Annotated in this window: 19 protein-coding genes; 11 read left to right on the top strand and 8 right to left on the bottom strand. The window is 63.6% G+C overall.

Annotated features, from left to right (window positions below; translation table 11 throughout):
* Positions 1–4 precede the first annotated feature (4 nt).
* The 10 genes from GH769_RS24200 (at position 5) to GH769_RS24155 (ending at position 14236) form a co-directional block, all read left to right on the top strand.
* Complete coding sequence (locus tag GH769_RS24200; protein ID WP_014720496.1) at positions 5–1294, top strand: DotU family type VI secretion system protein; 1290 nt, start codon at positions 5–7, stop codon at positions 1292–1294.
* Complete coding sequence (tssM, locus tag GH769_RS24195) at positions 1291–4791, top strand: type VI secretion system membrane subunit TssM (RefSeq protein ID WP_032901890.1); 3501 nt, start codon at positions 1291–1293, stop codon at positions 4789–4791. The genes GH769_RS24200 and tssM overlap by 4 nt, the downstream gene beginning before the upstream one ends.
* Entirely contained in the window at positions 4788–5441 is a 654-nt protein-coding gene (tagF, locus tag GH769_RS24190) for a type VI secretion system-associated protein TagF (RefSeq protein ID WP_014720494.1), read from the top strand. The genes tssM and tagF overlap by 4 nt, the downstream gene beginning before the upstream one ends.
* On the top strand, positions 5442–6161 hold the full coding sequence (locus GH769_RS24185) for a PP2C family serine/threonine-protein phosphatase (RefSeq protein ID WP_003195541.1): 720 nt from the start codon (positions 5442–5444) through the stop codon (positions 6159–6161).
* Positions 6158–9136, top strand: a complete 2979-nt coding sequence (locus GH769_RS24180; protein WP_019818124.1) for a serine/threonine-protein kinase — start codon at positions 6158–6160, stop codon at positions 9134–9136. The genes GH769_RS24185 and GH769_RS24180 overlap by 4 nt, the downstream gene beginning before the upstream one ends.
* A complete protein-coding gene (locus GH769_RS24175; protein WP_014720492.1) occupies positions 9136–9840 on the top strand; it encodes an ABC transporter ATP-binding protein in 705 nt (234 codons plus the stop codon). The genes GH769_RS24180 and GH769_RS24175 overlap by 1 nt, the downstream gene beginning before the upstream one ends.
* Positions 9840–11024: an FtsX-like permease family protein gene (locus GH769_RS24170; protein WP_020302846.1), complete on the top strand. Its 1185-nt coding sequence runs from the start codon at positions 9840–9842 to the stop codon at positions 11022–11024. The genes GH769_RS24175 and GH769_RS24170 overlap by 1 nt, the downstream gene beginning before the upstream one ends.
* On the top strand, positions 11017–12729 hold the full coding sequence (locus tag GH769_RS24165) for an SUMF1/EgtB/PvdO family nonheme iron enzyme (protein WP_014720490.1): 1713 nt from the start codon (positions 11017–11019) through the stop codon (positions 12727–12729). The genes GH769_RS24170 and GH769_RS24165 overlap by 8 nt, the downstream gene beginning before the upstream one ends.
* An 84-nt stretch (positions 12730–12813) precedes the next feature.
* A complete protein-coding gene (gene tagQ / locus GH769_RS24160; protein ID WP_003195532.1) occupies positions 12814–13737 on the top strand; it encodes a type VI secretion system-associated lipoprotein TagQ in 924 nt (307 codons plus the stop codon).
* A gap of 124 nt (positions 13738–13861) precedes the next feature.
* Entirely contained in the window at positions 13862–14236 is a 375-nt protein-coding gene (locus GH769_RS24155; RefSeq protein ID WP_032901891.1) for a hypothetical protein, read from the top strand.
* Between the two features lie 129 nt (positions 14237–14365).
* Here the strand turns inward: GH769_RS24155 and GH769_RS24150 are convergent, their stop codons facing one another.
* The 6 genes from GH769_RS24150 to exbB form a co-directional block, all read right to left on the bottom strand.
* The gene (locus tag GH769_RS24150) at positions 14366–15766 is read right to left on the bottom strand and encodes an aminoacyl-tRNA deacylase and HDOD domain-containing protein (protein ID WP_014720489.1); all 1401 of its coding nucleotides are present in this window, start codon (positions 15764–15766) and stop codon (positions 14366–14368) included.
* Positions 15767–15843: 77 nt separating this feature from the next.
* Complete coding sequence (recG, locus tag GH769_RS24145; RefSeq protein WP_003195525.1) at positions 15844–17919, bottom strand: ATP-dependent DNA helicase RecG; 2076 nt, start codon at positions 17917–17919, stop codon at positions 15844–15846.
* A gap of 8 nt (positions 17920–17927) precedes the next feature.
* Positions 17928–18848 (bottom strand): hydrogen peroxide-inducible genes activator, encoded by a 921-nt coding sequence (locus tag GH769_RS24140; protein ID WP_003195523.1) that lies wholly within the window; start codon positions 18846–18848, stop codon positions 17928–17930.
* A 156-nt stretch (positions 18849–19004) separates the two neighbouring features.
* Positions 19005–19751, bottom strand: a complete 747-nt coding sequence (locus GH769_RS24135; protein WP_003195521.1) for an energy transducer TonB — start codon at positions 19749–19751, stop codon at positions 19005–19007.
* A complete protein-coding gene (exbD, locus tag GH769_RS24130) occupies positions 19748–20173 on the bottom strand; it encodes a TonB system transport protein ExbD (RefSeq protein ID WP_003195519.1) in 426 nt (141 codons plus the stop codon). Before exbD ends, GH769_RS24135 begins: the two co-directional genes overlap by 4 nt.
* 6 nt (positions 20174–20179) lie before the next feature.
* Positions 20180–21163 (bottom strand): tonB-system energizer ExbB, encoded by a 984-nt coding sequence (exbB, locus tag GH769_RS24125; RefSeq protein ID WP_032873316.1) that lies wholly within the window; start codon positions 21161–21163, stop codon positions 20180–20182.
* A gap of 188 nt (positions 21164–21351) precedes the next feature.
* Here exbB and GH769_RS24120 point away from each other — a divergent pair, with 188 nt between their 5' ends.
* The gene (locus GH769_RS24120; protein WP_014720486.1) at positions 21352–22203 is read left to right on the top strand and encodes an SDR family oxidoreductase; all 852 of its coding nucleotides are present in this window, start codon (positions 21352–21354) and stop codon (positions 22201–22203) included.
* A gap of 125 nt (positions 22204–22328) precedes the next feature.
* Here the strand turns inward: GH769_RS24120 and GH769_RS24115 are convergent, their stop codons facing one another.
* Both GH769_RS24115 and GH769_RS24110 read right to left on the bottom strand, forming a co-directional pair.
* A complete protein-coding gene (locus GH769_RS24115) occupies positions 22329–23069 on the bottom strand; it encodes a hypothetical protein (RefSeq protein ID WP_014720485.1) in 741 nt (246 codons plus the stop codon).
* Between the two features lie 56 nt (positions 23070–23125).
* Positions 23126–23506: a RidA family protein gene (locus GH769_RS24110; protein ID WP_003176922.1), complete on the bottom strand. Its 381-nt coding sequence runs from the start codon at positions 23504–23506 to the stop codon at positions 23126–23128.
* Positions 23507–23528: the final 22 nt, after the last annotated feature.

The following is a 23528-nucleotide window of genomic DNA, read 5'->3' as shown; positions in this document are numbered from 1 at the left end:
GGCGATGCATCCCAATGATGATGACCGCACCCAGTTCATGCCGCGCCCGGGTGGCCGAGAACCTGCACCCGCGCGTGCCGAACCTGCGCCGCTGTCGATGCCGGCTGCGCCGATCCTCACCGGCAAGAGCCAGGGCCTCAACCCGCTGGAAAGTGCCGCCGGCCCATTGCTGGCGTTGTTGACGCGGTTGCGCAACACCATCGCCCATCCCGCGCCGGCCAGCCTGCGTGCGCAGTTGCTGGCGTACCTGCGCCAGTTCGAAGAACGCGCCGAAGCCGCCGGTGTGGCACGCAATGAAGTGCTGTTGGCCCGTTACGCGCTGTGCACTGCCTTGGATGAAGCGGTGCTGAGCACGCCGTGGGGCAGCACCAGTGACTGGGGTAAGCAGAGCCTGCTGATCACCGTGCACAACGAAGCCTGGGGTGGCGAAAAGGTTTTCCAGTTGCTTGACCACTGTCTGCAAAGCCCACGGGAACGCCTGTACCTGCTGGAGCTGTTGTACCTGTGCATGTGCCTGGGTTTTGAAGGGCGTTACCGCGTGATGACCGACGGGCGCAGCCAGTTGGAAGCCTTGCGTGAACGCACCGCCGCAGCGATACGCAGCGCCCGTGGCGAGCACGAGCGTGAGCTGTCGCCGCACTGGCGCGGTGTAACCGTGGCCCGTGATCGCCTGGCGCAATTCATGCCGCCATGGATTGCCGTGGCGATTGGCTTGGCGCTGCTGTTGGCGTTGCTGTTCGGCCTGCGCCTGAAGCTGGCCTCGGACGCCGAGCCGGTGTTCAAGAATATTCATGCCCTGGGCGAGATCCCGGTGCAGGCCATCGACCGTCCGGTGGCGCAGCCCAAAGTGATTGAGCGCCCGCGCCTGGCCGGGTTCCTGGCCGACGACATCAAGGCCGGCCGCGTGGCGGTGGAAGACAAGGTCGACCGCTCTGTCGTGACCATTCGTGGCGATGAGCTGTTCGCCTCGGCCAGCTCCAGCATCGTCGATGACTACCAGCCGCTGATGCTGCGCATCGCTGACGCCATTCGCAAGGTCAAGGGCCAGGTGCGTGTCACCGGGCACAGCGACAACCGCCCGATTGCCACGTTGCGTTTCCCGTCCAACTGGGCGTTGTCCGAAGCCCGGGCCAAGTCGGTGCTGGCGATTCTCGCGGCCAAGACCGGCCAGGCCGAACGCTTCAGCGCCGAAGGCCGCAGCGACACCGAGCCGTTGGCCACCAACAGTACTGCCGAAGGCCGTGCCCGCAATCGTCGGGTTGAAATCACCGTATTGGCGGAGGGCGTCGAGTGATGGCGTTTTTCAGTTTCATGATTCGCTGGGTGATCCCCGTGCTGGGCCTGATTGCCCTGAGCCTGATCATCTGGTTTGTTGGCCCGCTGCTGGACGTGCTGGTGCCCGAAGGGCGCCGTTGGGCGCTGATCGTGCTGGTGTTTGCGCTGTGGGTGGCCTACCGCGTGTTCCGCATCATCCAGGCCCGTCGCCAGGCCGCCGAAGTGATGCGCAGCCTGGCCGCAGAAACCCCGGTCGACCCCAACAGCGTTGCGACCGCCGAAGAGCTGTCCACGCTGCGCCAGCGCATGGACGAAGCCCTGGCACTGCTGAAAAAGGCCAAGCTGGGCGGCGATGAGCGCCGCAACCTCTACGAGTTGCCGTGGTATGTGATCATCGGCCCGCCGGGCTCGGGCAAGACGACCGCGCTGGTCAATTCCGGGCTGCATTTCCCACTGGCGGCGCAATTGGGCGCCGGTGCGGTGCGGGGCGTGGGGGGGACGCGCAACTGCGACTGGTGGTTTACCGACCAGGCCGTATTGCTCGACACCGCTGGCCGCTATACCACCCAGGACAGCAACTCCACGGTGGACAAAGCCGCCTGGCTGGGCTTTCTCGACTTGCTGAAAAAGCAGCGTGCGCGCCGGCCTATCGACGGTGCCTTTATCGCCATCAGCCTCTCGGATCTGCTGCTGGGCACCGACGCCGAGCGCGCAGCCCATGCTGCCGCGATTCGCCTGCGCATCCAGGAGCTGTATACGCAACTGGGCGTGCGTTTCCCCATCTACCTGATGCTCACCAAGCTCGACCTGGTGCCGGGCTTCATGGAGTTCTTCGACAACCTGAGCAAGGAAGAGCGCGCCCAGGTGTGGGGCATGACCTTTGCCCTGGACGACGGCAAAAACAGCGACAGCCCGCTGGCGCACCTGCAAAGCGAATTCGCCGGCCTGGAGCAGCGCCTCAACGAACGCCTGGTCGAGCGCTTGCAACAGGAACGCGACCCGGCACGACGCGACCTGATCTACGGCTTCCCGCAGCAGTTCGGCGCGTTGAAAGATTGCCTGCAAAGCTTCCTCGAAGGCGTGTTCAAACCCAACGCCTTTGAAGAGCGCGTGTTGCTGCGTGGCGTGTACTTCACCAGCGGCACCCAGGAAGGCAGCCCGATTGACCGCCTGATCGGTGCCATGGCCCAGAGCATGAACCTGGACCGCCAGCACCTGGCGCGCCAGAGCGGCACCGGGCGCAGTTACTTCATCGAAAAACTGTTCACCGCCGTGGCCTTTGCCGAGCGCGGCCTGGTGGGGGTGAACCCGAAAGTCGAGCGGCGCCGCAAGTGGATCGCCCGTGGCGTACTGGCGGCCACCGTCGCGCTGGTGGTGGTGGTCAGCGGCCTGTGGTGGGTGAGCTATCGCGCCAACCAGGCATATATCGCCCAGGTCGATCAGAAGGTCGCGCCCCTGGGCCAGACCGTACAGAACCTGAGCCCGGCACAGCGGGAAGTGCTCGCCGTGCTGCCGTTGCTCAATGCGGTGAAGAACCTGGCGGGGGATTCGCCGAGCTGGTCCGAAGGGCTGGGGCTGTACCAGGGCGATATGCTCGAAGCCGAGTCCGCCAGCGTGTACCGCAAACTGTTGATCGCCGTGTTCGCGCCACGCCTGGTGACGCGTATCGAAGAGCAACTGCACGGCGGCGGTAACTCGGACTTTCTCTACGAGGGCCTCAAGGCTTACCTGATGCTCGCCGACACCGAGCATTACGACCCGGACTTCATCAAGGCCTGGATCGCTCTGGACTGGGACCGCAACCTGCCCCGCGACCTGCCGGCCGACCAGCGTCAGGCCCTGGCCGGGCACTTGCAGGCGCTGTTCGAACGCCACCCGCCGAGCGCACGCTTGGACCCACGGCTAATCGACGATTTGCGTCGGCAGTTGCAGCAATTGCCGGTAGCCCAGCGCGTGTACGACCGCGTCAAGCGCCAGAAACTGCCCGAAGGTATCCCGGACTTTCGACTCAACGAAGCCGCCGGTCGCGATGCCGCGCTAGTGTTCAGCCGCAAGAGCGGCAAGCCGTTGGGTGAGCCGTTGAGTGGTTTCTTTACCGCCAAAGGCTATCGCCAGGCGTTCTTGCTCAGCAGCTTGAACCAGACCGGCACCCTGGCCGAAGAGCAATGGGTGCTGGGCCATGAACAGGCCGACCAGCAGAACGTGGTGAGCCTGGCCGCCGACGTGCGCCGCTTGTACTTCCAGGATTACCAGCGCCAGTGGGACGCGTTGCTCGCCGACATCGACTTTGTGCCGATCACCAGCGTGGCCCAGGCCGCCGATGTGCTGCGGGTGATTTCCGGTCCCACCTCGCCGCTGAAAAAGCTGCTGGTGGCGGTTGCCAGGGAAACCGACCTGCAAGCCGAAGAACGCCAACTGGCCGCCAAAGGCGTGCCGGTGGAAGGCGGCGTGGACAAGCTCAAGGAACGCCTCGGCAGTTTGCTGGGCGAGGCGCAACCGACGGCGAATGCACCGGCACCGGCGGATGATCCCGTGACCGCGCACTTTGCCGAACTCAACAGCATCGTCAGCAAAAACGAAGGTGAACCGGCGGCCATCGACGGCCTGCTGTCGGACATGAATGCACTGTATGTGCAGGTCAGTGCCATGGTCGGTGCCAGCGGCGATGCCTTGCTCGGTGAGGCCAAGAACCAGGCGGCGGCTGCGGCCACGCGGGTCAGCCTGAACGCCGAGCGTCAGCCGCCGCTGGTGCAGGGCATGGTCAAGTCGGTGGTCAATTCCACCACCAACAGCATGATGGGCGGGGTGCGTAACCAGCTGAACGCGGCCTGGGTCAGTGAGGTGGTCAACGTGTATCGCCAGTCGTTGGCCGGGCGTTACCCGATGTCGCCGGGCAGTGCGCGGGACGCCACCCTGGATGACTTCGGCCAGTTCTTCGGCGTGGGCGGGGTGATGGACAACTACTTCCGCAAATACCTGCAGCCCTATGTGGACACATCGGCACAGACCTGGCGCTGGCAACCTGGGGCGGCGCAGAAGCTGGGGATTGCTCCTGGCGTGCTGCAAACCTTCCAGCGTGCGGCGTCGATTCGGGACGCGTTCTTCCGCTCCGGTGGCACCCAACCCATCGTGCGTTTCGAACTCAAGCCGGTGTCGATGGACCCTACCATCACTCAGTTTCTGCTTGACCTGGACGGCCAGCAATTGAGCTACGACCACGGCCCGAGCCGGCCGGTGGCGATGCAATGGCCGAACCCGGGCAGCATTGGCGTGGTGCGTATTTCCATCATGCCCCCGTCGGCCAGTGGTCGCTCCGGCATCACTCTGGACGGCCCGTGGGCCTGGTTCCGTCTGCTGGAGCAATCAGACCTCACCGCAGGCAACTCGCCGGATCGTTTCAACCTGCGCCTGCGAGTCGATGGCGCGAGCATCGCCTACGAGTTGCGCGCCAACAGTGCCTTCAACCCGTTCAAGAGCCGCGTGCTCAGTGGCTTCAGCCTGCCGGAGCGGCTATGACGGCCCTGGGTTTCTACGGCAAGTTGGCCAGCCGCGGCGACTTTGTCAGCCGCGCCTTGCCGCAGAGCTTTATCGGCCCGTGGGACAGCTGGCTGGCTGCGGGTTTGCTCGCCAGCCAGAACAGCCTCGGCGCTGACTGGCTGAATGCGTACCTGGTCAGCCCGTTGTGGCGCTTTGTGCTGGCCCCGGGCGTGTGCGGGCCGGACGCGGCGGCGGGCGTGGTGATGCCGAGCATTGACCGGGTCGGGCGTTACTTTCCGCTGGCGGTGGTGACCTTGCTGGATCACGACACCAACCCGGCGTCGCTGGTGGGCGGTTCGGACGCCTGGTTCGAGCAGGCTGAAACCTTGTTGCTCAGCACCCTCGACAGCGGCGCGACCTTCGAAAGCTTCAACGCCGGGCTCGACGAGTTGGGTGTGCCGGCCAGCGAGCCGCGGGCGGTGGACAGCCGTTTCGCCGGCCTGCAAAGGGTGGCAGCCACCGTGCCGCACCAGCGTATGACCGCACTGGCCGAACAGGCGTGCGAGGGCGCAAGCCTGTGGTGGGGGCGAGGCTCGCAGCGTATCTCCCCCGGTTTATTACGGTGCCAGGGCCTGCCTGCCGCCAGCGATTTTGCGCAGTTTTTGCTCGGACAAGAAGGTGTGGTGTAGATGGGCGTGACGTACGAATCCGCGAGCAAAAGCCATGTGGGCATGGTTCGCCAAGTCAACGAAGATGCCTTTCTGGATCTGCCGGAAAACCGCCTGTGGGTGGTGGCCGATGGCATGGGCGGGCACGCGGCGGGCGACTATGTCAGCAGCTTGATCGTCGACAGCCTGCGCCATGTGCCGCTGGGCCGCTCTCTGGATGAATACTCGGCGGCGCTGCGCAATGACCTGCTGCGCATCAACGCGGCCGTGCGCGAAGAAACCGCCAACCGTGGCGTGACCATGATGGGCAGCACCGTGGTGGTGTTTGCCGCGCGCGGCTTGCGCGGGGTGTGCCTGTGGGCCGGCGACAGCCGCCTGTACCGCTTGCGCGACGGCGTGCTGGAAAGCATTTCCCGCGACCACAGCTACGTGCAAGACCTGCAAGACAGCGGCCTGCTCAGCGAAGCCGACGCCCGCACCCACCCGCGCTCCAATATCGTCACCCGCGCCATTGGCGTTGAGGCCCAGTTGGACGTCGCCTCGGTGGACCTGTTGATCGCTCCCGGCGACAGCTATTTGCTGTGCAGCGATGGCCTCAACAAAACCGTCGAAGACCACGAAATCCGCGAGGTGCTCAGCCATGACGCACCGGATGAAATCGTGCGCAGCCTGGTGCACTTGGGCCTAAATCGCGGCGCACCGGACAACATCACCACCCTCGTCGTGAAGGTCTCGTCATGAACATCGTCATCCCAGGTTATGACATCGAAGGCGAGATTGGCGAAGGCGCCATGGCCAGCGTGTACCTGGCGACCCAGCGCTCGTTGGAGCGCAAGGTGGCGTTGAAGGTGATGGCGGCGGCGCTGGCGGCCGACCCGAGTTTCTGCGAACGCTTCCTGCGCGAGGGCAAGACCCTGGCGCGCTTGTCGCACCCGCACACGGTGACCATCCATGACATCGGCAACGTCGGTGAGCTGTATTACATGGCCATGGAATACCTGCCCAACGGCACGCTCAAGGAGCGCATCGCTGCTGGGCTGACCCCGGAGCAGGGCGTGACGCTGATCCGCCAGATTGCCTCGGCCCTGGGCTATGCCCATGCCCAAGGGCTGGTGCACCGCGACGTCAAGCCGGCGAACATTCTGTTTCGCGCCGATGGCACGGCAGTGTTGTCGGACTTCGGGATTGCCAAGTCGCTGGACGATCGCACCCAGTTCACCCAGGCCGGGTTTGCCGTGGGCACGCCGAGCTACATGAGCCCGGAGCAGGCGCGGGGCCAGGAGATCGATGGCCGCGCCGACCTCTACGCGCTGGGCGTGGTGCTGTATGAAATCCTCGTCGGCAAGCTGCCTTATAACGGCACCGATGCGCTTTCCACGGCGCTGGCGCACCTGACCGAACCGTTGCCGGAATTGCCTGTGCACCATGGGCGCTATCAGGGCGTGCTGCGCAAGTTGTTGGCCAAGGACCCGGCGGAACGTTATCCGGATGCGGCAGCGTTGTTGTTGGCGCTGGATCAACTGCCGGCTGATGAATCGGATGCCACGCTGGTGCGGCCGCTGCCGATTCCATTGAGCTTTGATCTGGCGGGTATGACCCCTGTCACCATCGACATTCCGACGGATAAACCGCAGCCGCAGCCAATAGTGCGTCAGCCGGTGGTGACGCCGACGCAGCACAATGCCCCGTCCGAGCAGCGCCGTGGGCCGGTATTGGCTTTGGCCGCCGTGGCAGTCGCCGTCGCGTTGGCCATTGGTGGCGCCAGCTACTGGTGGTTGAGCGGCGGCGATGAACCGGCCAAGCCGCCAGCCGCCGTGGTGCCCAAGGTGACGCCGCCCGTGGCTGTCGCTGAAGTGGATGGCGGTCAGCGCCCGTTGCTGATGGCAGGCAAGAAAACCTTGTTCCAGCGTGTACTCAGCAAACCCGGCGCCCAGCTTTCAGCGGACGCCGGGAGTACGCCGGGTAAAGCGCTGCCGGCGTTTTCCGTGCTCTACGTGTACCAGCGCAAAGAGGTCGATGGCAGCCAGTGGGTACGCGTCGGCGCGGCCACTGATGGTCGCAGCGACGGTTGGCTGCCAGCCTCCCAGGTCAGCGACTGGAAACAAAGCCTGGTGCTCAAGTTCACCGAGCGCTCCGGCCGGGCTCCCGTGATGTTCCTGCGCCAGCCCGGTGAGGTGGAAAAACTGCTGGCCGACCCTGCCGCAGCGAAAAGCGCCTTGGCCAAGGCGCAGAACAACCGTGAAGACAACCAGCAAGTCCTGGCCCTGGAACCCACCGCCAGCGCGGTGCCGCAGAACCAGTTCTACCTGTTGCCGATCTTCGATTCCAAGGAGAGCTTCGACGACAACGGCCAGCCGGTGCAGTTGCTCAACGTGGCCTCCATCGACCCAGGCAGCCGCGCCGCTGCCAGACCCGCCAGCCCGACGCTCAGCGCCAATGCCGACGCGTTCCGCACGGCGGTGGTGCTGGTGGTGGACACCACCGTGTCGATGCAGCCCTACATCGACCAGATTCGCGACGTGGTGCACGAGCTGCAAACCCGCATTGCTGAGCGTGGCGAGTTGGACAGCGTCAGCTTCGGCATGGTCGGCTTTCGCAGCAGCATCCAGAAAACGCCGGGCCTTGAGTATGTCGCCAAGACCCTGATCAGCCTCGACCAAGGCCGCGACCCGCAGCGCTTTCTGGATATGGCGCGCCAGGTCAAAGCGTCGACGGTGTCCAGCCACTCGTTCAACGAAGATGCGTTTGCCGGGGTGATGCAGGCAGTGGACGGCATGGATTGGTCCGGCTACGGCGGGCGCATCATCCTGCTGGTCTCCGATGCCGGCGCGCTGCGCAAGAACGACCCGTTCGCCGCCACCCAGATGAACGAAGCGGAAGTGCGCCAGGCGGCGCTGGGCAAGCAGATCAAGATCTACGCGCTGCACCTGCGCACCGATGCCGGCAAGAAAACCCATGCCGGCGCCGAGAGCCAGTATCGCGTCCTCACCGCCGACGCCAACCCGCAGATCGGCGACCTGTACACGCCGGTGCCAGGGGGCGATGTGCGCAAGCTGGGTGAGCGCGTCGATGAGATCGGCACGGTGTTCGCCAACCTGGTGCATCAGGTGCGCAGCAACACGCCGCAGCCCGTGCCGTTGCTCAGTGCCGCGCCGAGCCTGGCGGACAAGTCCGCCGCCGTCGGCTATGCCATGCACATGGACTTTCTCGGGCGCAAGACCGCGAGCCAGGCACCGCAATTGGTCAGCGCCTGGACCGCTGATCGTGACCTGACCAACCCGGCGCTGCCAGCGTTCCAGGTGTGCGTGATGTTGACCAAGCTGCAACTCAACGACCTGCAACAATCGTTGAAGTTGATCGTGGATGCGGCGCGCAAGACCCAAAGCTCGCCCAAGGATTTCTTCCAGGAAATCGCCAGCGCCTCGGCCTATATGAGCCGCGACCCGCAGGCCCTGCGCAAGGGCGGCAACCTGGCTGACGGTGGCCTGCTCGGTGAATACCTGGAGGGCCTGCCGTACCGCAGCAAGTCGCTGAACATGACCCAGGACCTGTGGTTGTCATTGAGCGTGGCCGAGCAGGAAGACTTTATCGACGAGCTGGATTCGAAAATCCGTCTGTATGAAACCTTCCATAACGACGTGGCCAACTGGGTCCGTTTCGGCGACGCCGAACCGGGCGATGCGTTGTATCGCGTGCCGCTGTCGACGCTGCCGTAATGTTGAACCTGAGCGCGGTGCACAAGAGCCGGGGCGTCGGTAGCCAGCGCTACAGCCTGGTGATCCCTGCGTTGCAGCTGGGCGCGGGTGAACAACTGGCAATTGTCGGCCCCAGTGGTTGCGGCAAGAGCACCTTGCTCGACCTGCTGGCGCTGGTGTTGGCGCCGGATCAGGTGGGGCAGTTTGCATTCAACCAACACGACGTCGGCGCGCTGTGGCGTGCCGACCGGCAATCGGCGCTGGCCGCGTTACGCAGCCAGCACTTGGGCTATGTGCCGCAGACCGGGGGGTTGCTGGGGTTTCTGGACGTGCGCGGCAATATCGCGCTGTCGCGCCAACTGCTGGGCTTGCAGGACGACGGCCGCGTGGCGCGCCTGGCTGAGCAGTTGCAGATCAGCGATCAGTTGGCCAAGCGCCCGGCGGCGTTGTCGGTGGGCCAACGCCAGCGGGTCAGCTGTGCACGGGCCCTGGCCCATGGGCCGCAACTGGTGCTGGCTGATGAGCCGACGGCGTCCCTGGACCCGCTCAACGCCGAACGCGTGATGCAGGCGCTGCTGGCCCAGGCCCGCGAACACCGTACGGCCTGTGTGATCGCCACCCATGATGAACCGCTGGCCCGCGCCAGTGGCTTGCAGGTGCGGCGTATCAGTTGCCAGCGCGATCCAGACGGCGGTATCACCGCAACCCTCGGGGAGGCGTGCTGATGCGCATCGGCCTGGTTGCTTCGCTTGCGTGGCAGGACTACCGCAACGATGGGTGGTTGTCGGCCTGTGCGGTGTTGGCATTGGTGGCGGTTATCGCGCCATTGCTGGTGTTATTCGGGCTGAAATTTGGACTGGTTAGCAGTTTGACCGAACGCTTGGAGACCGACCCCGCCAGCCGTGAAATCATCCCATTGGGCGGTGGTCGATTCAGCGCGGCGTTTATCGCGCAACTGGGTGAGCGCAGCGAGGTGGCGTTTGCTGTGCCGCGCACACGGCAAATTGCCGCCACGGCGCAGGTGGGCACCCTGACCCTGGAAATGCTGCCGACTGCCGCAGGCGACCCGTTGTTGGCAGGCTTGCCGATGCCCCACGGCCTGGACCAGATCGTGCTCAGCCATACCGCCGCCGAAAAGCTCGCGGCAAGGCCCGGTGACTGGCTGGAAACCAGCTTTGCGCGGCAAGTGGCGGGGCGCGTCGAGGCCCAGCGCACGCGGTTGCAGGTGCTGGCGGTGTTGCCGCTGGAGGCCTTCGTTCGCGAGGGCCTGTTTGCCGATCTGGCGTTGTTGGAGGCAGCGGAAGATTATCGCGATGGCCGTGCGGTGCCGGCGTTGGGTTGGGCCGGTGAAGCGGCGAGCGTGAGCGAACAGCGTATCTACCCGGCGTTTCGCCTGTACGCGCGCAGCCTCAGTGATGTGGAACCGTTGCGGGTGTATTTCGCCGGGCAGAACCTGTTGGTTTCAACCCAGGCGCACACCATCGCTCAAGTGCAATCGTTGAGCCGCAACCTGTCGATTGTGTTCTGGATCATCGCCGGGTTGGCGCTGGCCGGGGCGTTTGCGGCTATTTTCGCGGGCACCCTGGCGGCGGTAGCGCGTAAGCACCGTGAACTCTCGGTGTTGCGCCTGCTGGGGTTTTCCACCGCCGCCTTGTTGCTGTTTGTGCTGCTGCAAGCGCTATACAGCGCGGGTTTTGCCGCTGTGCTCAGCGTTGGGCTGTATGGCCTGGCTGAGGCGGCGTTGAACAAGCTTTTTGTGCAGGTGCCGGGCGAGTACGCCAGCCACCTGTTGGCGCGCCATTATGGCCTGGCCCTGGTGGCGGTGCTCGGTGTCAGTGCCGTGGCGGCCGCCTGTGGTGGTTGGCGGGTGGCACGTATCCAGGCTTCTGAAGGAATCAGAGATGTATAAATTACTGGGCGCCTGCGTGGCGCTGAGCCTGGCCTCGCTGGCCTGGGCCGATGAGGCAAGTGACAAGCTCGACAACCCCAAGCCGTTGCCGGACGACGTGAGCCTGCCGCTGCCCTGCGAAGGTAACATGGTATTCCGCTACGCCTACATTCTGGCCCAGGGCACCCTGGATGACCGTGAAATCAACCTGGGCTACCCCTTTGCCGAAGGCGAGGCGGGTTATCAGCAGTCGTTTATTTCCGGCTACCGGCGCGACTTCATCAACGGCCAGTTCACCCTCAAGGACTTGCCCAAGGACTGGAGCAAGGTCATCGCGCCGCAGATGCCGAAGACCGACGCCAAGACCCCGCTCAAGCCCATGCTGTACTTTATCGGCAAATACGAAGTGACTGCTCGCCAGTACGCCCAGGTGATGGCCCAGGCGCAATCCCTGGCCAGCGGAGAACCGGCTCCCGCATGTGAGGCGCCCAGCGGCATGGCCGGGCGTTTGCCCAAGGTGAAACTGTCGCGCTTTGAAGCCGAGCGTTTCTCGGCGGTGTACAGCGCCTGGCTGATGAAATACCACCGCGAACTGCTGCCGGTAAGCGGGCGCGGTGCGTCGGCCGAAGACGGCGGCCTGGGTTTTGTGCGCCTGCCCACCGAAGTGGAGTGGGAGTACGCCGCACGCGGCGGCCAGGCGGTGAGCCGCCAGGACCTCGAAGGCCGTCTGTATCCACGGCGCGCCGAGGGCAGTGAAAGCGATGGTCCGCTGGCCGATTACGCGGTGTTCAACCAAGTGGCCGGCGGCACCGGCCAGGCGGCGCGGTTGATGCCCATCGGTACCAAGTTGCCCAACCCCATTGGCATGTTCGACGTGATCGGCAACGCCGCGGAAATGGTCCAGGAATCCTTCCAGCTGGTACACGCTGGCCGCCGCCAGGGCACCTACGGCGGCTTTGTGGTCAAGGGCGGCAACTACCTGGAAGGCGAGGGCACGTTGTTCACCGGCATGCGCCGCGAATACCCGTTGTTTGCCGCTGATGGCACCGAGCAAAGCAACGAGACCACCGGCTTTCGCGTGGCGATTGGCGCGTTGTCGGCGCCGCGCTCGCGCTACAAGGAATTGTTTGCCCAATGGCAGAAGGAAGGCCGCCTGGCCGCGCTGACCGATGCCATCGACGACGCCCAGGACCCGACCAAGCGCCTGGACAGCATCATCGCCGCCAGTGTCGATCCCAAGCTTCAAGCCGAGCTGGGCCTGGTCAACGAAGAGCTCAAGCGCAACGTGTCGCTGATCGCCCAGCAACGCGAAGAAGCCGCGGGCAATTTGATCCAGTCGGCGGCGTTGGTGGCCGAGACCATCAGCAACTACAACATCCGCCTGGCCAACCTGCACAAGAGTCGCCAGCAGGCGGTGGACAGCAAGGACGAGGCCAGCGCGCAGCTGTTTGACATGGCCATTACCAATGGACGCAGCGCGTTGGACGGCGCGGTGGCGATTTACATCGACAACCTGGCCACCGGCACGCGCTACACCGATGCGGTGATCCAGGCGCAGTTTCAACGGATCAAGGAAGAGTTGGATCGCAAGCCAGTGCTCGGCAAGAGCCTGGTGACGCGCGCGACACTGTTCGTTCGCCATGTCGGCAACTACCGCAAGCAACAGCGGGCCGACCCGGCAACGATCTTGAAGGAATTGCTCGCAGCGAGCGGTCAGCGGTCTTGATCGTTGGCTGTCTAGCGAGCTTGGAAGGGACTCAGGCGGCGGTGGGCCGTGCTGGGCAAGTCAAACTTAACAGAGATCACATCTATGCTTTTTTCCCGTAAGGCGGTTTCCAAGCGTCACCTGCTGCTGATCGCAGCTGGTTTCAGTACCGTGTTGACTGGTTGCGCTACGTCGCCTGCGTCCAAGGTGGCGTCGAGCACCAAGGTCGAGTACTACCCCAACTGCTACGAGCCGGTGCAGCACCTGCGCGCCACCGATTCGGACATGACCAAGTCGGTCGTCACCGGTGCCGCGATCGGCGCGGCCGGCGGTGCCCTGCTGGGCGCGCTGACCGGCGACAAGGACAGCCGTGGCCGCAATGCCGCGATCGGTGCCGCAGGCGGCGCCCTGGCTGGCGGTGCGGCGGGTTACTACACCGAGCGCCAGAAACAGATCACCGATGACAACCAGCGCATCGCGTCCTACTCCACCGACTTCAACAAAAGCGCCTCGGACATCGACCGCAGCACCGCCTATGCCAAGGCCTCGCAGCAGTGCTACCAGAGCGCATTCACCAAGCTGGTGGCTGATCGCAAGGCCAAGACCGTCAACGACACCGAAGGCCGCAAGCGCCTGGCGGAAATCGTCGCGGGTCTGAAGGAATCCAATGACCTGATCGTGACGGTCAACGGCAAGGCCAGCGAAGACCTGAACAACTACACCCAGGCGTACGAGAAAGACCTGCAACAGGTCGGCGTACAGCGCAGCGATGTGGTGACCGTGGCCACCGCCGATACCACGCCAGTGGTCGCTCCGGCCAAGGGCAAGAAAGCCGTCAAGCCAGCCAAGAAGCCGGTGCTGCCGACAGTGCCGAAAGAAGCGGTAACCACCGAACGTAGCATCCAGACCGTGCAGGCCAAGCAAGCTGAAAGCAAGCAGGTCGCCAGTGCGGGCAAGACCCAGATCGAAGCAACCTGCCGCAATCCAAACCTGGCCGATTGGGCGCCAGTGCCATGTCCTAACGTTTAAGTACTTGTTGCTATAAGCGTTAAACGCCAACCGATCTGCGCCTAAAGCGCGAGATCGGTGGCGTTCTTTTTGCAAATCGTTACACTGCTGCGGCCACTCCAATAAATACACCGAGGCCGTGTGCATGAAATTTCGTCTTCTCCTGTGGGTGCTGGGCCTGATGATGGGCAAAGCCAGCCGCACCAACCCCGCCTTCCAGCAGCAACTGGGTGACAAAGACCTGGCCTTCCAGCTGCAGACCCTCGACGGCAAGGTTGCCCGTCACTTCATCGTCAAAGACCAGCGCATCACCAGCCGCGCAGGTGTCCACCCGGCGCCGGCCTTCGCCATTGCCTTCAAGGATGCCGCCTACGGCTTCGCCACGATGCAGGCGAAGAACAAGCAACTGGCGTTCATGACGGGGATTCAGGACAAGTCGATCCAGATCAAGGGCAACCCGGCACTGGTGATCTGGTTCCAGGGGCTGACCAAGTATTTGAAGCCGAAGAAAAAGAAGTAGGCGGTCAGGTAGACCGAGTTGAATTCATCGCAGGCAAGCCAGCTCCCACAGTTGACCGTATTTCAACGTTGGAACGCGGTCACTGTGGGAGCTGGCTTGCCTGCGATAGTGGTGTAACAGGCGCCAGATTTACCCCTGGCTGAACTGCGAAGCCAATTCGCGCAACAGCACTTCGGCATCCAGCACTTTACCCACCACGTCCTCGGCCTTCTCGCGGCTCAAGCCCAGGCGCTCAAGCAGTGCGTCCGGAATGGATTCATCCGGCCCGGAGCCAATCCCCCGGCTGCGCAACAGGCGCACCGCCAGGCACACCAGGTTCGGATACTCGGCGTATTGCCCGTCGTACGTCGGGTCGTGCTGGAAGCGCAGGGCGGTGCACAATTCGTCCGGCATGTCCCAATAGCGCATCAGCCAGGCGCCGATCTGTTCGCGGCTGATGCCCAGCAAGTGTTGCTCGACGTAGCTGTGGCACAGGTGCGGGTTGACCTCCAGGTGCCGGCAGATCAGCGAGAAGTGGGGCGGAAACACGTGGGCCAGCAGCAGATAGCCGAAGTTGTGCAGCAAACCTGCCAGGTAGGTCAGGCCGGCTTCCGGGCGCTGGGCGCGGGGCATGGCACGGGTCAGGCCTTCAATCACGGCGGCGGTGTAGATCGACTGGTGCCAGTACGGCGTGGACAGGTGCGGGCGGTCCTTGGGCAGGCTCAGGGTTTTGCCCAGGGCCAGGCCCAGCGCCAGGTTGATCACAAGATCAAAGCCCAGCACGCGCACGATGGCGTCTTCGACTGAGCGGATCTTGCCCGGCGAAGCGTAGTAGGGCGACGCGGCCCAGCTTACGACCTGGGCGGCGAGGGCCGGGTCGGTTTCCACCACGCCGGTGATGTCGTCGATGGTGGCATTGGGATCGACGCGCAGCTTGATGATCTTCTGCGCGGTGTCGGCCAGCGGTGGAATCTCGATGGTCGCTTCCAGGCGCTGCTGAATACGACGCGCGGTGAAGGCTTGCATCGCCTGGGTGATTTCCTCACGGTCATCATTGGGGCGGTCGAGATTCGGGCGGATGTTGCTCAAGGGTTCCCCGAACTGCGCGGCGCTGGCCTTGGTGAGCAGGCTCTTGAAGGCGTCGCTGGGGATTTCCAGCAACAGCCCGGCTTCGCCCGAATGCACCAGCAGGCTCGGCTCATTGAGCAAGCGGCCTTCGTACAGGCATGGCGAACTGGTCAGGGGCGGCAAACCCGGCAGCAGGCTCAGGTCATGCTTGCCCAGCATGCGCTCGACACGCTCGGGGGCGACGGCCGTGAGGCGGCGACCGGTGAGTTCGGCGAGGCGGTTGAGGTCCAGCAACTGGCTTTGGGGGAACAGCACCATGAGCGCGCCAACCGCATCTTCAAGCAACACCGCCTGGACCTTTTGTGCAGGGTTCAGGCCAGGCTGTTCGATGACTTCCGTGTAGGGGATGGCGAGCTTTGCGAGCAGCGCCCGAATGACCGGCGGGGCGGTCAGTGGGGCTGTGGCGAGGGCAACTTCTGACATGGCCTGATCCAATTTCTTACATTCATTGGAGTATAACCAGCTTGATACGGGTGTTGGTCGGATAAGTGCGTCAGGCGTCACACTTGGCCGTATTGCTGGCCGTGCCGCAGCCAGCGGTTGAGCAAGGGGCTGACGTGATCGGGCCAACGTTCGAGCAATGCTTGCGCAGCATCGCGCACGGCGGGCAGCAGGTCGGCATCGCGCATCAGGTCGGCGACCTTGAATTGCAGCAGGCCGGTCTGGCGCGTGCCGAGCATTTCACCGGGGCCGCGCAGTTCGAGGTCTTTTTCGGCGATAACAAAACCGTCGTTGGTTTCGCGCATGATGCCCAGTCGCTGGCGACCGATCTGCGACAGTGGCGGGTGATAGAGCAGCACGCAGTGGCTGGCGGCACTGCCCCGGCCAACCCGCCCGCGTAGCTGGTGCAGCTGCGCCAGGCCCAGGCGTTCGGGGTTTTCGATGATCATCAGGCTGGCGTTGGGGACGTCCACGCCCACTTCAATCACGGTGGTAGCCACCAGCAATTGCAGGTTGCCGGCCTTGAACTCGGCCATTACCGCGGCTTTTTCCGCCGGTTTCATACGGCCATGGATCAACCCCACCTTGAGCTCACCCAAGGCACTGGTGAGGTCTTCATAAGTGGTTTCGGCGGCCTGGCAGGTCAGTTCTTCGGACTCCTCGATCAGGGTACACACCCAGTACGCCTGGCGGCCTTCGGCGCAGGCACCGCGCACGCGCTCGATCACTTCGACACGTCGGGTGTCGGTGACCAGCACGGTGTTGACCGGCGTACGCCCTGGCGGCAGTTCGTCGAGGATCGAGGTGTCGAGGTCGGCGTAGGCGCTCATGGCCAGGGTGCGTGGGATCGGCGTGGCGGTCATGATCAACTGGTGCGGGTTCATGCGCCCGCCCACGCCTTTCTGGCGCAGGGCCAGGCGCTGTTGCACGCCAAATCGGTGCTGTTCGTCGATGATCACTAGCGCAAGGTTCTTGAACTGTACTTCGTCCTGGAACAGCGCATGGGTGCCCACCACCATCGGTGCGCCGGCGGCGATCTGCTCCAGGGCGGCCACGCGGTTTTTGCCTTTGAGCTTGCCAGCCAGCCACGCCACCTCCAGGCCCAGCGGTTCGAGCCAGCGCTTGAAGGTGATGAAGTGTTGTTCGGCGAGGATTTCCGTCGGTGCCATCAGCGCCACTTGATAGCCAGCTTCCAGGGCTTGCAGGGCGGCGAGGGCAGCGACCACGGTCTTGCCGGCGCCTACGTCACCCTGGATCAACCGCAGCATCGGTTCTTGCTGGCTGAGGTCGTAGGCGATTTCATTGCCCACGCGCTGTTGCGCGCCGGTCGGCGCAAAGCCGAGGTTGGCCAGGTATTGCGCAGGCAGCCGCGTGGCCTTGGGCATCGCCGGGGCGCGCAGGGAACGCATGCTTTCGCGCAGGCGTTGCTGGGACAGCTGGTGCGTGAGCAGTTCTTCAAAGGCCAGGCGATGCTGGGCCCAGTGATGACCGAGGGCGAGTTCGTCCACATCGGCATCGGCGGGCGGGTGATGCAAATACCGGATCGCATCGGCCAGGGGCGCCAGCTGATAGTCGCGGGCCAGCTCCAGGGGCAGCCAATCGGGCAGGCTTTGCGGGCCGAGCATGGTCAGGGTCTGCATGCACAACTGGCGCAGGCGTTGCTGGGTCAGGCCCTCGGTCAGCGGGTAGATCGGCGTGAGCGTGGTGTCCACCGGCGGCGGCTCATCGCCGGTAATGGCGCGGTATTCCGGGTGGTAGATTTCCAGGCCCGATGCGCCTGGGCGTGCCTCGCCATAGCAGCGCACGCGGGTGCCACGCTTGAGCCCTTCCTTCTGCGCGTTGCTGAAGTGGTAGAAGCGCAAGCTCAAGCCGCCAGTGCCGTCCTGCAGGCGCACCACCAGGCTGCGGCGCTTGCCCATCACCACGTCGGCGCCACTGACGGTGCCTTCGATCACCGCGTCTTGCCCAGGGCGCAAATGGCCGATGGGCACCACGCGGGTGCGGTCCTGGTAGCGCAGGGGCAGGTGGAACAGCACGTCCTGAAGGTTCTCCAGGCCGACCTTGGCCAGCTTCTCGGCCATGGCCTCACCGACACCCTTGAGTGCCGTCACCGACACCTGCGACAGCTCAGTCATACCGTGGCTTAGCTCGCAACGGGCGGCTTGGCCACCGAACACAGACGGATCGAGTCCGCGAGGATCTCAATCGCTTTGGGGCGCGGGAAGCTGGCGCGCCAGGCAATCGCCACGGTACGGAAAGGCACCGGCGGCGTGAGTGGGCGAACTTCGATCACGCCCTGGGCGTAGTGATGGCTGTCTACCGCAGACAGCGGCAGGATCGAAATGCCCAGGCCGGAAGCGACCATATGGCGAATGGTTTCCAGGGAGCTGGATTCCACCGTGGTGTGCTTGGCGCCGTCGTTGCCCTTGGTCAGGGTCGGGCAGGCTTCCAGCACCTGGTCACGGAAGCAGTGGCCTTCACCGAGCAGCAGCAGGCTCTTGTCGTTGAGCAGGCCGGCGTCGATGGTGTCCTTCTTGGTCCACGGGTGAGAGGCTGGCATCAGCACATAGAACGGCTCGTCGTAGAGCGGCAGGGTCAGCACGTCCGCTTCGTTGAAGGGCAGGGCGATGATGATCGCGTCCAGCTCGCCGTTGCGCAGTTTGTCGCGCAGCACGTGGGTGAAGTTTTCTTCGATATACAGCGGCATCTGCGGCGCGACGCGATGCAGTTGCGGGATCAGGTGCGGGAACAGGTAGGGGCCGACCGTATAGATCGCGCCGACCTTGAGCGGCGCGGTCAGCTGGTTCTTGCCGGCCTGGGCCAATTCGCGAATGCTTTGCGCCTGTTCCAGGACCTTCTGCGCCTGGGCAACGATGCCTTCGCCCACCGGGGTGAGGCGAACGGCGCTCTTGCTGCGCTCGAAAATCAGCACACCGAGTTCGTCTTCAAGCTTTTTCACACCCACCGACAGCGTCGGCTGGCTGACGTGGCAACGCTCGGCTGCATGGCCGAAGTGCTGTTCTTGGGCGAGGGTCACGATGTAGCGTAATTCTGTGAGAGTCATAGCGGGCGTCCATGAGGTTGCGGGCCAAGCATACCGGCTGCAATCGATAGACGCACGTTATCAGAACTTTGCTGGGGATTGAGTGGGGAGTGTCGGAATTTTGCTGAGGTAATAAAGCGAATGTGGGAGGGCACCAGTCCCTCCCACAGTGCTCTGTCAGCGGCGACGCTTGTCGATGTTGTAGACGAACGGCGCGACCAGTTCGACGCTGCCGTTTTTCAACAGGTCTGCCGGTGGCTTGGGTAGCGGCTGAGCCTTGCGGATCATCTCAAGCGTTGCACGGTCCAGGTCGGCGTTGCCGGAGCGGCCTTCCAGTTCGTAGGACAGCACATTGCCTTCGCCATCGACCACGAAGCGCAAGCGGTTCATACCTTCCTTGCCACTGCGTTGGGCGCCGGGCGGGTACTTCTTGTACTTCTGCAGGTGCGCCAGCAACGTGCTTTGCCAGGATGCCTGGGCGGCCAGCTGCTGTGCCGACGGGCCCGGTGTAGGCTGGGCGGACTTCTGCGCAGGTGCGTTGCTCGGCGGCGTTTCGCTCGGTGGCTCCTCGGAAGGTTTCTCCTTGGGCGGCTCGGGCTTCTTCTCCACCGGCTTTGGCGGTTGTGGCTTAGGCTTGGGCTTGACCGGCTTGGGCACCTGGATCGTTGGCTTGGGCGCCTCGGCCAGCTTCGGCAGGGGCAGCTCTTCGACCGGTGGTGGCGGCGGCGCAACGACCTTGGGCGGTGCTGGAGGCGGCGGTGGCGCTGGCAGCGGCGCCAGGTCGATGACCATGGCGGCAGGTGGCAGCTGGATCGCCTGCGGCGCGGACCATTGGAGCGCGATGATGATCGCGACGGCATGCACGCCCAGCACGACGGCGAGGCTGGTGCCATAACGCGTCAGTTTGTGGCGCGTCGTGATCATTTCTTGGCTGCCGTCTCAAGTCCGACCAGGCCTACCTTGAGGTAGCCGGCTGCCCGCAGGGCATCCATCACGCTCATCAGGTCGCCATAGTCCACGCCTTTGTCGGCCTGGAAGAAGATCGTCGTGTCTTTCTTGCCTTGGGTCTTGGCATCCAGCACCGGCCCCAGGGTTTCAGCCTTGACCTCTTCTTCGCCCAGGAACAGGCGTTGGTCCGCCTTGACGCTGAGGAATATCGGTTTCTCTGGCCGCGGCGCCGGCTTGGCGCTGGACGCGGGCAGGTCCACTTTGATGTCCACGGTCGCCAGCGGTGCCGCCACCATGAAGATGATCAGCAGCACCAGCATCACGTCGATAAACGGCGTGACGTTGATTTCGTGGTTCTCGACGAGTTCGTCGTCGCCTTGATTCAAATGCAGGCCCATGGCCGATTACCCCACTTTCACCATGTGCGGTTGCGAGCTGCGCTCGGTAGGCAGGTGATCGAGGTCACGGCTGACCAGCAACAGGACTTCAGCCGATGCATCCGATACCTGAGCCTTGTAGCCGGCAATCGAACGGGCGAAGACGTTGTAGATCACCACCGCAGGAATCGCGGCAACCAGGCCCAGGGCGGTAGCCAGCAGGGCTTCGGCGATGCCGGGGGCAACGACGGCGAGGTTGGTGGTCTGGGTTTTGGCGATGCCGATGAAGCTGTTCATGATGCCCCACACGGTACCGAACAGGCCGACGAAGGGTGCGGTGGAACCGATGGTAGCGAGTACGCCGGTGCCGCTGCTCATGTTACGGCCGCAGGCGGCAACCAGGCGCTCCAGGCGGAAGCTGACGCGCTCCTTGATGCCTTCTTTTTCGCGAGTGTTGGCCGACAGGCGCATTTCTTCCAGTGCGTCGTGCACCAGCAGGTTAGCCAGGGTGCCCTTCTTGGTCGCGGTTTCGCTCGCTTCCTTGAGGGTGGTGGCTTTTTTCAGGTGGACGATTTCAGCGCGCAGACGACGCTTGGCGCCCAACAGCTCGAAGCCTTTGGCAATCCAGATGGTCCAGGTGATGATCGAGGCAATGGCCAGGCCGATCATTACGGCTTTCACCACCACGTCAGCATTCTGGTACATGCCCCATGGCGACAAGTCGTGGGCCATGCCCAGGGTGTTGTCTTCCTCAAGCACCACGCCGGTTTCGTCGGCAGGTGCGGCGGCGCCGGCGGCCTGGGCCGGGTCGGTGGCCACTGGCGCGACGGCAGGCGTTGCCGCAGTAGCGGCATTTTGCTCGGCAGCGGCCGGAGCGGCGGGGGCAGTGGCGTCAGCGAATGCGGCGGTCGGTGCCAGCAATACGCTGAACAGCATCGCAGCAATCGCACGCCAGGCGCGGGAGGGGCTGTGAAGCTTGGTTGGCGAAGCGGGGTTTGTATGACGTGTCATGCTGGCCGGACCTGAGAGAAAAAATGGGTGATCGTCCTTCCAGACCATTTCGGGTCGAGGACAAATGGGCGGTTATTATTGCAAGTAATTCTTGTTAACTAAAGTGGCACTGTTACTTTATTTCGCTTTTTACTGGCCGTTGATCCACTCGCGCGGCTAATCTGCGCCTTTGAGAATGGAGTTTTGTGATGTCTGTGCCTTCTGTTGTGATTGCCGGTTGCGGTGATGTGGGTAGTCGGCTGGCTAGCCAATTGCTGGCCTCGGAATGGGAGGTTCACGGCCTGCGCCGCGATATTTCGCGCCTGCCCGACGGGGTGATCGGCATCGCCGGCGACCTGTTCAAAAAGGACTGCCCTGACACCTGGCCCATCGGCGGGGTGGATTACCTGGTGTACTGCGCCGCTGCCACTGACCACGACGAAGCCGGCTATCGCGCCGCCTACGTGCAAGGGTTGCTGCATGTGCTGGAGTGGCTGGAAGACTACGGCCAGACGCCCAAGCATTTGCTGTTTGTCTCCAGCAGCAGTGTGTATGGGCAGCAAAACGGCGAGTGGGTCGACGAAACGTCCGAGACGCAAGCGAAGGGCTATTCCGGGCAGGTGATGCTGGAGGCTGAACAGGTGGCGCTCAACAGCGGTATTCCAGCGACCATCGTGCGACTGACCGGGATTTACGGCCCGGGTCGTGAATGGCTGCTCACTCAGGTTCGCCAAGGCTATCGCGTAGCGGTTGACCCGCCGTTGTATGGCAATCGTATCCACGCCGATGACGCCGCGGGCCTGCTCGCCTTTTTGCTGCGGCATGTGGAAAAGGGCGGTTCGCTGGACAAGGTCTACATCGGCGTTGACGATGCGCCGGCACCACTGGCCGAGGTGGTGGCCTGGTTGCGCGAGTATCTGGGTGTGACCGAGTGGGCTGAAGATGCAAGTGTGCGCCGTGCTGGCAGCAAACAATGCAGTAATGCGCGTATCAAGGCGCTTGGCTGGATGCCGACATACCCGACTTACCGGGAAGGCTATGCGGCGATTCTGAAAGGCTGAAGCGCGCAAAAAATGTGGGAGCTGGCTTGCCTGCGATAGCGGTATATCAATCACATCTTTGTTGGATGTAATACCGTCATCGCAGGCAAGCCAGCTCCCACATTTGGATTTGGGTGAGGCTTTTATTACTTTTCAAGCAACCATTGGCGAGGGCCTGGCGTAAACGAAGGCACTTCATCGGCCTGTGCGGTATTGATCGCCTGGAAGATCTCCAGTTGCTCACCCTTGCGCGCGAAGATCCAAGGGTTGCCCTGGCCGTTCAGTTGCAGCCAGATGCTGTCATAGCCGCCGCTCATGGAGGCGCAATCGCCTGCCAGGCAGAGTGAATAACGATCAACCCCCGGTAGGCCGGCGACCTTGCCGTCTGCCTGGAACTGCACCGTGGCGCCGCTGCCGGTGCCGTCGCTGATCTTCCAGTCGCCGCCCATATAGGCCGCGTACAGCGCGCGTTCGAAATTGGCGCCCAGTGGCGCGCCTTCTGGGGCCGGGTCTTTGGCGCGGGCAAACAGCTGCTCGGGCTCGTTGTCGTTGGCCACTTGCAGCAGTTGCTTGCCTTTGCGCTTGAGTTCAGTGGCAGAGCTGCCATAGAAATCCACGTTCCATGCGCCGGGCTCTTCACCCGACAACTTGCCTTCCGCCACTTCAAAACCGTTGTAGTAGCGGGCCTGCAAGGCCTTGGTGTTGACCTCCCACTCAAGGTTGGGGCCATAAGACTGCAGGGCTTCACGCAAAGGGCCGCCCTTGGCTGCCGCGTCGATGGCGGCCTGGTTGATCCAGGTACCGCTTACATCCAGGTCGGCGGGGTTACTGGCACAGCCACCGAGCAACAGGGCGAGCAACGAAGAGGCTACAAGCGCTTTGCGCATTACGAAATCCTTCTGAAACGAAGTCGGCGCAGCCTTTTGGGGCTGCGCCGGGTGTTTTACTCGATGACCAGAATGGCGTCCATCTCAACCTGTGCACCCTTTGGCAGGGCGGCCACGCCGATGGCGGCGCGGGCTGGGTAAGGTTGTTCGAAGTACTTGCCCATGATCTCGTTGACCTTGGCGAAGTGGCTGAGGTCGGTGAGGAAGATGTTCAGCTTGACGATGTCCTTGAACGAACCACCGGCAGCTTCAGCCACGGACTTGAGGTTTTCAAAGACCTGTACGGTCTGGGCTTCGAAGCCTTCAACCAGTTCCATGGTCTTTGGGTCCAGCGGGATCTGGCCGGACATGTAGACGGTGTTGCCCGCCTTGATCGCCTGGGAATAAGTGCCGATGGCGGCTGGAGCTTTATCGCTGGTGATAACTGTCTTGGTCATGAATGACTCCTTGTAATGGATC

The organism is Pseudomonas sp. CFSAN084952 (assembly GCF_009648855.1).
GTDB lineage: Bacteria > Pseudomonadota > Gammaproteobacteria > Pseudomonadales > Pseudomonadaceae > Aquipseudomonas > Aquipseudomonas paracarnis.
Note: the sequence above shows the minus strand (reverse complement) of the source record. Positions and strands in the feature narration are given on the sequence as shown.